This window comes from Methanobrevibacter sp., assembly GCF_045603845.1.
GTDB lineage: Archaea > Methanobacteriota > Methanobacteria > Methanobacteriales > Methanobacteriaceae > Methanocatella.
This window is the reverse complement of sequence record NZ_JAZUMY010000040.1, coordinates 35185-47782: the sequence shown is the minus strand read 5'-3', so window position 1 is coordinate 47782 and position 12598 is coordinate 35185. Positions and strand designations below refer to the sequence as shown.

General features: G+C 38.6%; 11 protein-coding genes. 7 read left to right on the top strand and 4 right to left on the bottom strand.

The window, feature by feature from the left end:
• The 4 genes from gatB to ACKI2W_RS03720 all read left to right on the top strand — a co-directional run.
• A partial coding sequence (gene gatB, locus ACKI2W_RS03735; RefSeq protein ID WP_407379369.1) for an Asp-tRNA(Asn)/Glu-tRNA(Gln) amidotransferase subunit GatB occupies positions 1-1221 on the top strand: 1221 nt, incomplete at its 5' end.
• 11 nt (positions 1222-1232) lie between these two features.
• Entirely contained in the window at positions 1233-2036 is an 804-nt protein-coding gene (locus ACKI2W_RS03730) for a CBS domain-containing ParB/RepB/Spo0J family partition protein (RefSeq protein ID WP_407379367.1), read from the top strand.
• A complete protein-coding gene (gene hisE / locus ACKI2W_RS03725; RefSeq protein ID WP_407379365.1) occupies positions 2026-2316 on the top strand; it encodes a phosphoribosyl-ATP diphosphatase in 291 nt (96 codons plus the stop codon). The genes ACKI2W_RS03730 and hisE overlap by 11 nt, the downstream gene beginning before the upstream one ends.
• A gap of 26 nt (positions 2317-2342) precedes the next feature.
• Positions 2343-4937 carry a CDP-glycerol glycerophosphotransferase family protein gene (locus ACKI2W_RS03720; RefSeq protein ID WP_407379363.1) on the top strand — a complete coding sequence of 865 codons (2595 nt, stop codon included), beginning with the start codon at positions 2343-2345 and terminating at the stop codon, positions 4935-4937.
• Here ACKI2W_RS03720 and ACKI2W_RS03715 read toward each other — a convergent pair.
• Together ACKI2W_RS03715 and larB are read right to left on the bottom strand one after the other, a co-directional pair.
• Positions 4912-5463, bottom strand: coding sequence for a GNAT family N-acetyltransferase (locus ACKI2W_RS03715; protein WP_407379361.1), 552 nt, complete (start codon positions 5461-5463; stop codon positions 4912-4914). The two genes, ACKI2W_RS03720 and ACKI2W_RS03715, sit on opposite strands and share 26 nt — an antisense overlap.
• Position 5464: 1 nt before the next feature.
• Positions 5465-6232 carry a nickel pincer cofactor biosynthesis protein LarB gene (gene larB, locus ACKI2W_RS03710; protein ID WP_407379359.1) on the bottom strand — a complete coding sequence of 256 codons (768 nt, stop codon included), beginning with the start codon at positions 6230-6232 and terminating at the stop codon, positions 5465-5467.
• A 68-nt stretch (positions 6233-6300) separates the two neighbouring features.
• Between larB and hypF the strand changes: the two genes are divergently transcribed.
• Positions 6301-8538, top strand: coding sequence for a carbamoyltransferase HypF (hypF, locus tag ACKI2W_RS03705; RefSeq protein ID WP_407379357.1), 2238 nt, complete (start codon positions 6301-6303; stop codon positions 8536-8538).
• Between the two features lie 415 nt (positions 8539-8953).
• On the opposite strand, the gene ACKI2W_RS03700 is transcribed toward hypF, so the two are convergent.
• Both ACKI2W_RS03700 and ACKI2W_RS03695 read right to left on the bottom strand, forming a co-directional pair.
• On the bottom strand, positions 8954-9097 hold the full coding sequence (locus tag ACKI2W_RS03700; RefSeq protein ID WP_407379355.1) for a hypothetical protein: 144 nt from the start codon (positions 9095-9097) through the stop codon (positions 8954-8956).
• Positions 9098-9252: 155 nt separating this feature from the next.
• On the bottom strand, positions 9253-9825 hold the full coding sequence (locus ACKI2W_RS03695; RefSeq protein WP_407379353.1) for an ArsR/SmtB family transcription factor: 573 nt from the start codon (positions 9823-9825) through the stop codon (positions 9253-9255).
• A gap of 292 nt (positions 9826-10117) precedes the next feature.
• On the opposite strand from ACKI2W_RS03695, the gene ACKI2W_RS03690 reads away from it, so the two are divergent.
• On the top strand, positions 10118-10669 hold the full coding sequence (locus tag ACKI2W_RS03690) for a nucleotide exchange factor GrpE (RefSeq protein WP_407379350.1): 552 nt from the start codon (positions 10118-10120) through the stop codon (positions 10667-10669).
• Positions 10670-10714: 45 nt separating this feature from the next.
• Positions 10715-12598, top strand: coding sequence for a molecular chaperone DnaK (gene dnaK, locus ACKI2W_RS03685; protein ID WP_407379348.1), 1884 nt, complete (start codon positions 10715-10717; stop codon positions 12596-12598).

Sequence of the window (12598 nt, the reverse complement as noted above, 5' to 3'; positions counted from 1 at the left end):
AAACCACACCCAACTAACCAACATGCTATTGAAAATGCATTAATGATTTCATTGATGTTGAACTGTAAAATAGATCAAGGTTTTACTTATTTTATGAGAAAACATTATGATTATCCGGATTTATCTTCAGGATATCAAAGAACATCTGTTCCTATCGGATATGAAGGTGAATTGAACGGAATTAGAATTAGAGAAATTCACATAGAAGAAGATCCTGGCCAATACAAACCGGACAGAGGTATTGTTAACTTCAACCGTTCAGGAATTCCTTTAGTAGAAATTGTTACCGAACCAGATATAAGGTCTCCTGAAGAAGCCAGAAACTTCTTAAAAGAAATTATTCGTGTTTTACAATACAGTGGTGCTGCACGTGGAGAAAATTCAATGAAAGCAGACGTTAACATTTCATTAAATGGTGGAAATAGAGTGGAAATGAAAAACGTTAACTCCATCAAAGGAGCATACAGAGCTTTGAAATTCGAAATAGTAAGGCAGAAAAACCTTATCAAAAGAGGAGTTGAAATCCAGCAGGAAACCCGTGCCTACATCGAATCACAGATGATTACCACAAGAATGAGACTTAAAGAGGATGCTGACGATTACAGATTCATCCCTGATCCAGACTTACCTCCAATGGAAATTCCTGATGAACTGATTGCAAAAGTGAAAGACATCATGCCTGAAGCTCCTCACCACAAAGTGGAAAGGTTCGTTAATGATTACGGCATCGATGAGGAATCCGCAAAGGTACTGACCTCAGAGCTTGATTTGGCTATTGCATATGAAGAGGTTGCAAAAGAAGTTGACCCAGTATTTGCAGCCAAATGGATGAGAGACGAACTTAAAAGAGTATTGTCATATAACAAGCTTGATTATGCGGACAGTGAAATAAGCGCTGAAAGCTTGGTTGAACTCTTGAAAATGTTATTGGATAAAGAAATAACCACCAAAGCAGGTCAAAGAATCATCGAGCAGATGCCAAACAATGAAAATTCACCTAAACAGATTGCTGAGGAATTAGGATTGCTTGGTGTTGTAAAAGACGATGAGGTATTGGCTGCAGTAAAACAGGCAATTGATGAAAATCCTAAAGCAGTTCAGGATTACCTTGACGGACAGAAAGCGTCAATCAACTTCCTTGTAGGACAGGTAATGAGAATAACCCGTGGAAAAGCTGATCCTGGCGAAACCGTTAAGCTATTGAAAGAAAACATAGAATAGAGGCTTAGTTTATGGCAGCAAAAAAATCATTTGTAAAAGACTATATGACGAAAAACGTTATCAGCGTTTCTCCAGATACTCCAACAGAACAGATAATTACTCTAATGAAGGAAAGCCACCACAACAGTTATCCTGTAGTTGAAAACGGAAAACTTGTTGGAATGGTGACCGCTTTCGATATTGTTGCTAAGGACTGGCAGGAGTATGTAAGCGGAATAATGAGTACAAAACTGGTTGTCGCCAATGAAAACCTTTCAATCAACGATGCATCCAGAGTAATGTTTAGAAGGGGAATCTCCAGAATGCCCGTAGTTGACGAAAAGGGAGCGCTGGTTGGAATCATCACAAATACTGATATGGTCCGCTCACACATCGAAAGGTCAACTCCGAATAAGGTGGATTACTTTAAAAATACCATGGAACAGCTGTACGGCATCAAAACCACATTAAGAAGAATGAAAGTTCCTACTGAAAAGTTAAGGCCTACCCAGGACAGGGTTTATGCGGATGAACTTGAAGGCAGAACCTATGAATTGAAGATGGGTCTTGCGGAACCTGCCATTGTAGTTAAAACCGGAGACAGATGGATTTTGGTTGACGGCCACCACAGGGCAGTCGCCTCAAAGCAGATGGGCTGTGAAACCGTTGATTCATACGTTGTCGATTTGGGCAGAGACATCAAATTGGGTATGGAAAAAACTGCAGATAAAGCCGGAATCAGACGATTTGAAGACATTAAGATTATCGATGATGATAAACACCCGTTAATTGCAATTACAGAAAGCATCCAGGACAGTGAAGCTCATGGCGAATGATGAGATAATAAGGGAAGTTTGGAAAGTCCTTGAAGGAAGAAGAGACAATCCGATTGATTCCTACACTTCAAATATAATGCAGGACAGCGACAAAAGAGCTGAAGATAAGATTCTTGAAAAGATAGCTGAAGAGGCAGGCGAAGTCCTAATAGCCAGTAAAAATGACGAAAATCTTGTTTACGAATCAGTTGATTTGATTTTCCACACGATGCTGCTGCTCGTTTACAAGGGCGTTGAAATCGACGAGCTCTTCGAGGAATTCGAAAGGAGAAGAAAATAGCTTATTTTTATCAGGGTTGGCTGTTGATGAAAAAATTCGAGTTTTCCATAATTATTGCTGCTTACAATTCAGACTTATGGATTTCAAAGTCCATTAACAGTTTAATCAACCAAACCCTGGACTTTGAAGACAATGTTCAAGTTATTCTTATCAATGACGGCAGTGTTGATAATACAGGCAGAATCTGTCAGGAATATAAGGCCAAATATCCTAAAAACATCATCTATATCAATAACGAAAAGAATATGGGTGCATCATACTCAAGAAACATTGGCCTCAAGCAGGCCAGCGGAAAGTACATCAATTTTCTTGACAGCGACGATTATATTTCAAGATATACTCTCAGCGGTGTTTTAAACTTTTTTAGCGTGCATGATGACGCTGATTTGGTTTCCATACCAATACACTTTTTTGGTGAGAAAACCGGCGAACATCCGCTTAACTTTAAATACGAAGAGGAAAAGGTAGTCAATCTGCTGAAAAATCCTGAATATGTCCAGCTGTCCGCATCATCCTGTTTTTTCAAAAGGGAAGCTATCGGAGACCTGAAGTTCAATCCGGATCTGACAACGTCGGAAGACGTGGTGTTCATTAACCAGATTCTTCTTGACTATCCCAAAATTGGTTTGTGCAATCGTGGAAAGTATTATTATAGAAAAAGGGAAGAAAAATCATCACTTATTGACAATTCAACTCTCAAAAAGGAGTTTTTTACAAGCCGCCTGAATTTTTATTTCAAGTTTCTGATATTGAAAAGCATTGAAAAGTATGATGAAGTTCCCCAATTTATCCAGTATACATTAATGTATGACCTGCAGTGGCTGTTTGACATATCTTCAGTCAACAACATCCTGACAAGACCCGAAATCGAAAATCTCCATGAGGAACTCTTTGACATAATCCAGTACATTGATGATGAAGTGATATACAATCAGAAAAACATAACTAACCTTCTTAAAGCCCACATACTGGTTTTCAAGTACAAGCGGTATAGAAAAGGCTCCAAATACGGAAAAATTACAAAAAACATTATCGATAAGCTGAAACTGAATACTGTTTACATTGACGTCTATGAAATTGTCAACAGCAGACTGCATATTCTGGCTAATCTGCCGACCATGTTTGACAACAGCGTTGAAATCTATGTCAACGATGAAAGGCTGGACGTTCATGAACTTAAGTTTCCCCAAAGGGACAAATATAGCTTAAGTCATAAATACTGTACAAATTATTCATTTGAAGTTGAAATTCCACTGAAAATTGAAAATAAATATGAAATAAAGTTCAAATCCACTAAAGACAAGACCGAGTTATTGATAGAATTTTCAAGGCCATGCAACTTTTCAAACGTCGTAGGTTATGCAAAAACCAGAGACTACATTTCAACTCTTGAAAACAACACAATCATTGTCAAAAAAAGAAATTCACGCGAATGGGTTAAGCAGGAAATAAAAACAATTTACAGAATGCTTAAAAATCATAAGAAAGGATATAAAACAGGAGTGCCTATAAGAACGTTATATCTGTTGGCTTATCCCTATTTCAGACACAAGAGAATCTGGCTGTTTATGGATTTGCCAAACATTGCCGATGACAATGCAATACAGCTTTTCAAATATGCCCAGGACAGGGATCCTGAAATAGAAAAATTCTTCATCTTGGAAAGGGACAGCAAAAACTGGGATGAAGTGAAAAAAATAGGCAAGGTCATACCTTACAAGTCAATAAAACATCGTTTCATTGCACTTTATGCTGAAAAGATTGTTACATCACACCCTGACAACAACATCATCTATCCATTCTGGGGTAACTACCCTTACTTTGCAGGGCTTTTGAAATCCTCAACCATATTTTTACAGCACGGAATTACCAAGGACAACGTTTCATCATGGCTTAACGAATACGACAAGCACCTTGCAATGTTTCTGACATCTTCAAAATATGAATACAAATCAATCTTTGAATATCCGTATAACTATAAAAAGGAAGTTGTCAAACTGCTTGGTTTTCCGAGATTTGACAAACTGGAAAGAAAGGAAGATAAAAAACAGATTCTGATTATGCCTACCTGGAGAAGATACCTCAAGTTCAAATCCAATGAAGTGATTCTGAACTCCCAATACTTCAAAAAGTTCAATTCACTTATAAACAATGAAAAATTGATTGAAGCGGCTAAGCAATACGGATATGAAATAATATTTAAACCCCATCCTAACGTCTACGATTACATAAATCTCTTCGACAGAAATGAGAACGTTAAAATCGACTATGACCATGAGAAATATCAGGACACTTTCAATCACGGGTCTCTTCTGATAACGGATTACTCTTCAGTGGCTTTTGATTTTGCCTATCTCAACAAACCTGTAATCTACTACCAGTACAGCAGAGATTATCATTTCAACATTAATGAAAGCTATTTCAATTACGATACAATGGGTTTTGGTGAAATCTGCCGCAGCGAGGACACACTGGTAAATGAAATCATCGAATACATGAAAAGCGACTGTGAATTGAAAGACGTTTATAAGCAGCGTATTGAAAATTATTTCCTTTTCCGCGATAAGAACAATTCAATGAGAGTATATGATGCAATCAGAAGGCTTCCTCGTAAAGTCTAAGCTCCATATTATGCATTCCTCTTTTTAAAAAGGATTTTCTGTTGAATTCCTTAAATCCTAATTTTTCATACAACGCCTTTGCTTTCGTATTTCTGAAATCAGCATCCAGAGTCACTCTTTTGTAGCTGTTTTTTCTGGCATAATCTATGACGTCATGAATTACACGTCGTCCATATCCCTTTGATCTTTTGTCCTTATCAATAGCTATCTCGGCAAGATAGAAATCGCCCTTTTTAATGTCTGACAATACGAAATGGTCTAAAATGTCAACTATGAACAGTTTATAATGCTTAAGGCGAAATTCATGATGGATATCTGAAGTGTAAAACAACAGCATGCCTATTAATTCCCCATCATCCAGGATAACTTTCAGGCACTTTTCCTTTCTCAAATTCTTTTCGATTGCATCAATTGCCTTGTCGCTGGATTTGAAAAGCCTGTCGAATGTTCTGAAATCAACATCATATATCAATGTTGCAACATGTCTGGAATCATGTATTTCCGGGTCAAAAGTTTCATATTCCATGTTATCTACTTTTCACGATAGTTAATGCAAATACGGCAGCTCCAAAACCGTTGTCTATATTTACGACTGCGATTCCCGGAGCGCATGACTGAAGCATTGCGTCCAAAGCGACACGTCCCCCTTCGCCAACGCCATATCCGACTGATGTGGGAACGGCAATTACAGGAATGTCGACAAGCCCTGCAACGACTGAAGGAAGTGCTCCTTCCATTCCGGCACATACGATAAGCACTTCAACGCCTTCCTTTATCATATGAGCGATTTGAGGGAATAATCTGTGGATTCCGGCCACTCCGATATCATAGGATGTAATTGCTTCGCATCCCCCTTCCTCAACAATGACCTTTGCCTCCTCGGCAATGTTTATGTCTGAAGTCCCGGCGGTTATAATACCAATTTTTGCAACAGGTTCGAATTTATTCTCATCTGTTTTGATAACCAGTATTTGTGCTCTTTTATTATAGTCGAAAATGAAATCGTCAAGATAGTCCAGATCCTTTTGGAGCTTTTCATATCTTTGCCAGGACAATTTTGTAATAATCAGGTTTTGAGGGTTTTCGCTTTCAAAATACTTTTTAATGATTAACAGCAGGTCTTCATAGTCCTTACTTGGGGAAAATACGGCTTCCGGAAAGCCCGTTCTGTTTTGGCGTTTTGAGTCGAATTTGGCGATGTCATCAACTTCCAGAATATTATTTGACTTTATCATGTTTTCTGCCGTTTGTAAATCTATTTCCTCATTGATTAATCTTTCAAGTATTTCCCTCATAATACTAATATAAGATTGAAGATATTAAAAAAACTTATGAATAATTAAGCCTAAATACTATAATATTTATGACAGCGAAAAAGATTTTAACTCAGGGAATTGTGCAGGGTGTCGGATTCAGGCCTTACGTATACAGACTGGCTACAGGTTTACAGCTGAACGGTTATGTCAGGAATCTGGGAAATGTTGTGGAAATCATCCTTGAAGGAAAAGACATTGACTTATTTATTGAAAGGTTACAGACTGAACTGCCACCAATAGCTCGAATTGACTCTCTTGAGGTTACAGATATTGATGAGGGCAATTTTTCTGATTTTAAAATCATTGAAAGTTCAGATTCATATTCCGGAGTGAGCATCATCCCGCCGGACATTGCAATCTGTGACAGCTGTCTGGGCGAAATCAGAAATCCCTCAGACAGACGCTACAAATACCCTTTCAACGCATGCACCGACTGCGGTCCGAGATTTACCGTAATTGACAGCGTTCCATACGACAGGAACAGGACATCGATGGACGAATTCCCCTTATGCAGCGACTGTCTAGTTGAGTACAGAAATCCTCTTGACAGACGTTATCACGGCGAGGCAATCTGCTGCAGCGATTGCGGACCCCAAATGGCAATTTATAAAAAGGATTCTCTTATTGAATGTGACAATCCCATTAAGTTAGGTGCCAACAAGCTTAAAGAAGGCAAGATTTTGGCCATCAAGGGAATCGGCGGAACCCACCTTGTTGTTGATGCGTATAATGACAAAGCAATAAATGAGTTAAGGTCCAGGCTCAACAGACCGAATCAGGCTTTCGCTGTCATGAGCAGTGATTTGGATGCAGTTAAAGGATATGCTAAACTATCTTCTAGAGAAATCGAAACCATCACTTCAAATAAACGTCCAATCGTCATTTTAAAGAAAAATGAGAGATATGCGTTTCCCGAAAGCCTCTCGCCGGGCCTTCACAATATCGGTGTGATGCTTCCATACTCCCCAATGCACTACCTGCTTTTTGATGAGGGGGAAATCGACACCTATGTGATGACTTCAGCCAATATCCCCGGAGAGCCTATGATGATTGACAATGAGGAAATCATTGGAGGCGTCAGCGACTATTCACTCATCCACAACCGTAAAATCTTAAACAGATGCGACGATTCCGTAATAAGGTTCAGAAATGATGAGCTGTCCTTCATTCGCCGTTCCAGAGGATATACTCCCGAACCTTACACAATCAACTATGATGTCAATGACTTGAATGTGCTGTCACTGGGTCCGGAACTTGATGTCACATTCTGTCTTGCAACTGGAGCAAGTGCATACCCATCACAGCATATCGGAAACACGAATAAAGTAAAGACACTTGATTTCCTTAAAAGTTCAATCAAGCATATGAAAAGAATTACGAAGATATGTGATATAGATGCAGTTGCGTGCGATTTGCACCCACAGTTTTTCACTACGAAATTGGCATATGAATTTGGAGTGGATGTGATACCTGTCCAGCACCACCATGCCCATGCAGTGGCCCTTGCTAATGACCACGAAGCCAGTGAAATGATTGTTATCGCCGCCGACGGAACAGGATACGGCGATGACCACACAAGCTGGGGCGGAGAAATACTCTACACTGACATCAGAAGCTATGAAAGGATGGGGCATCTGGAAAGGCAGAAAATGCCCGGAGGAGACCTTGCAACCAAATATCCTATCAGAATGCTATTGAGTATCCTTAAAGATGAGGAAATGATTAAAAATTACGTTGACCATTTCAAATACGGCGAAATCGAAATAAAAAATATTTTTAAGCAGCTGGATTCCGGAATAAACGTTGGCGTGACCACAAGTACCGGAAGAATACTCGATTCCGTTTCAGCAGCTCTTGAGATATGTAACGAGAGGACATATGAAGGTGAATCGTCCATGAAACTCGAATCTGCCGCATATTACTCCACAAACGAACTAGAACTGCCGCTGATTATTGAAGACAATGTTTTAAACACCACAGAAATTCTTCGTGAAGTCGTAACTCTCTATTCAAAAGGCTATAAAAAGGCAGACATTGCAAGTGCAACACAAAAGACAATTGCTGAAGGGTTAAGTGAGCTTGCAATCGCATCAGCTGATAAAAAAGGCCTTGAAGATATCGGAGCAACAGGTGGAGTATTTTACAACGAAGCCATTACCGACACCGTTAAAAATTGCATTGAATCCAATGGATATAATTTCCTGCAGCATAAAAACACCTGCTGTGGAGACGGTTCAGTCAGTTTAGGTCAGGCCATAGTTGCTAAAATGAGAGTGTCTAATTAGTTTATAGGCAAAAAAACCTATAAACTGCCACATAATTAGACTAAATTCTTTTATACATATGTTTCAGAGGATCAAAAATTAGAACATGAAAACATATTCCAAATAATAATATAAATAATAATATTATATAAAATTAACTAAAAAAAGATAACAACATAAAAATAGAGTGTCTAATTAGTTTATAGGCAAAAAAACCTATAAACTATCACATAATTAGACTAAAAGTTTTCAATCCATATGTTTCAGAGGATCAAATTAGAACATGAAAACATATTCTAATAGATAATATATAATAATAAATTATATAAAATTTTCTAAATTGGTAAAGGGAAGAATTACGCAAAACTTCCGGATGTGATCCCTTGAAAAAACACGAACCTTTACCCAGTTCAACAGCATACTGCTATCATATCAGCTAACACAAAGCCATGTATAGGCTTATGACTGCCAATATGACAGAGACAATATTGATAGCTATTGCCAAAGCACTAGCCATACTTTTCCTCCATATGTGAATGAAAACTTTTAAAAAACATGATTCATTACCTAATAAATACATGTAAGTTTTAATTCATCTATTACATGAAACAATTATTCACCCATAATATAAAAATTAGATAGAAATTAATCCGGTTATATTGTATGAGGAGGTTATATTGTATGAACTTGTAAAAAAAGAGAAAAAAGAGTTATAACTAATACAAATCGATAGAATTATCTGTCCCTTAGAGTGCGCTCAAGTATATATTCGGCTCTTGCCTTGAGATTATCATATAGTCTTATCTGATTTTTGAGCTCCTCCAGGGCTTCCATCTGACCGTTGTCCAGTCTCTTTTCTATGTCTAAAAGTTTGGACCATTCGTCGCCTGACGGCAGCTGCAGGGTATCTCTGGGATTGTTGAAGTCCACGTTAAATGAGTTCTTGTTGATAGTTATGTGTATGGTCACTTCATTATCCAGATCATAGTATTTGCGCGGTCTTCCCCTCAATACTTTCTTATATGATGAGTTGAGTATGCCGACATCTTCCATCGCCCTTAAGTGTGCAATGATTGCCTTCTGGCCGACGTTGAGCTCATTGGATATTTCGCTTACGAACATCGGTTCCTGCCTTAGGAGATCTATTATGTCTCTTCTCGTTTTACAGCCCATGACATCCAGGATGTCTTCCTTGTCTATTTCGCCAACATTGCTTCCGTAGTTTCCGGTAATTTTTATGCTGTCTGATGATGAATTACCTTTATTCTGGAATTTGGCATTTTTCTTAATCTCATTTGTATCAGTCATGTTTATAGATTATATCTTAAACCATATTTAAAGTATTGTATTTTTATTACAAAATGTAAGAAAATAACCGAAACATTTATATAACTTTTTGTTACTATAATAATGTAAGAGAAATGTAACTTTTTGTTACTTTAATATTTGGTCATGAAAACTCGGAGTAATAACTCTTGAAAGATGAACCATTTTCCTATATGTCCATAAATTCCTTAAGCCAAATATTTGAAGTGCAAAAACAGTTATTCTCTGCTGAGAGTTATTACAAAGAGTTTTTCAAAAACAGAAGGGTGAGTGAATGGCAAAGAAAAAAGAAAAAGAAGAAACTAATGAAACGCAAGATCTTCAGGAGCAGTACGATGAGCTGCTTGAGGAGCTGGCTTCAAAGGATGAGGAAATATCCTCACTCAAAGAAGACCTCGAAAAGCAGGAAGGCGAAACTCAGGAATATGTCTCACTGTCCCAAAGACTTCAGGCTGATTTTGAAAATTTCAAAAAGATTACAGACAAAAGAAACGCTGAAATCATAAAATTTGCTAATGAAGACGTTATCAAAGAATTCCTCGACTGTTACGAAGACCTCGAAAGATCCCTTACAATCGAAAGCGACAAGGATTTCAGAGAAGGTGTGGAATTAATATACAACAAATTTTCAGATGTCCTGACCAAAGAAGGTGTTGCAGAAATTCCCGCAAAAGGGGAAAAGTTCGACCTGAACAAACATGAGGCATTAATGGTTCAGGAAAGCGAAGACGTTGAAAACGGATACATTATAGAAGAGCTCATGAAAGGATACACATACAAGGACAAAGTCCTCAAATACTCAAAAGTAATCGTTTGTAAAAAATAATCATGTTTATATAAATTATTAATTAAGAAAAAATTGGTGATATTTATGTCAGATAATAAAAAAGAAAAAATCATTGGAATCGACTTAGGAACAAGTAACTCCGCAGCATCAGTACTTGTAGGAGGAAAACCAACCACAATTCCTTCAGCAGAAGGAGCAAGCCAATACGGTAAATCCTTCCCAAGTTATGTTGCATTTACTGAAGACGGACAGATGCTGGTTGGTGAACCTGCAAGAAGACAGGCCGTAACCAACCCTGAAAACACAATAAGCGCAATCAAAAGACTTATGGGAACCGACAAAAAAGTAACCGCAAACGGCAAACAGTACTCCCCACAGGAAATATCAGCATTCATCTTACAGAAAATCAAAAAGGACGCTGAAACTTTCTTGGGCGAACCTATCGAAAAAGCTGTAATTACCGTACCGGCTTACTTTGACGACAACCAGAGAACCGCAACAAAAGACGCAGGTACCATTGCAGGACTTGATGTAGTAAGACTTGTAAACGACCCGACCGCAGCAAGTTTAGCATACGGTCTTGACAAACAGGATGACGATGACATCAACATTATGGTATACGATTTAGGTGGAGGTACCTTAGACGTAACCATTATGGAATTCGGTGGAGGAGTCTTTGAAGTAAAATCCACCAGCGGAGACACACAGCTCGGTGGTACCGACATGGATAACGTACTTCTCAACTACCTCGCTGATGAGTTCAAAGCAAAAGAAGGCATCGACTTAAGAGACAACGACCAGGCAGTTCAAAGGTTAAGGGAAGCTGCTGAAAAGGCAAAAATCGAATTGTCAACCACCCTGACCACTGAAGTTAACCTGCCTTTCATTGCAATGGGATCTGACGGCGCTCCTAAAAACTTGATTGAAAGCTTAACAAGAGCAAAACTTGAAGAACTGGTTGACGGCATCGTTCAAAAATCAGGCAAACCAATGCAGCAAGCTCTTGACGACGCTAAAATGAGCAAAAGCGAAATCGACAAAATCATTTTGGTCGGTGGACCTACCAGAATGCCATGCGTACAGTCCTTTGTTGAAAAATTCATCGGAAAACCAGTTGAAAGAGGAATCGACCCAATGGAATGTGTATCAATGGGAGCATCCATCCAGGGAGGAGTATTGGCTGGAGAAATCAAAGACTTAGTTCTTTTAGACGTAACTCCATTATCATTAGGTATCGAAACCCTCGGTGGAGTATCAACCACATTAATTGAAAGAAACACAACAATTCCAACCAAGAAAAGCCAGATCTTTTCAACTGCAGCTGACAACCAGCCTTCCGTAGACATCAACGTGCTTCAGGGTGAAAGAAGAATGGCAGTGGACAACACTTCCCTCGGACGTTTCCAGTTAGTCGGAATCCCACCTGCACCAAGAGGAGTTCCTCAAATCCAAGTGACATTCGATATTGACGCAAACGGTATTATCAACGTTACCGCAAAAGACAAAGGAACCGGTAAGGAACAGGCCATTACAATTACTTCCTCAACCAAATTATCCGATGAAGAAATTGAACAAAAAATCAAGGAAGCTGAAATGAACGCTGAAGCAGATAAGAAAAAACAGGAAGAAATTGAAATCAGAAACAATGCAGACTCATTGATTTACACATCTGAAAAAACATTAGATGAACTCAAAGACAAAATATCCGAAGATGAAAAATCCAATGTTGAAAAACTTGTTGGTGAGTTAAGAGAACTCATTGCCGGAGACGACATCGAAGCTATCAAAGCAAAAACCGAAGAATTGGAAAAAGTAGTCCAGGAAATTGGTGCTAAAATCTACCAGCAGGCTCAGGCTGAAGCACAGGCTCAGCAGGCTGCAGGACAAGATCCAAATGCCGGAGCTCAGGGCGCACCTGATGACGACGATGACACAATCGATGCAGACTACAAAGTAAAAGATGATTAG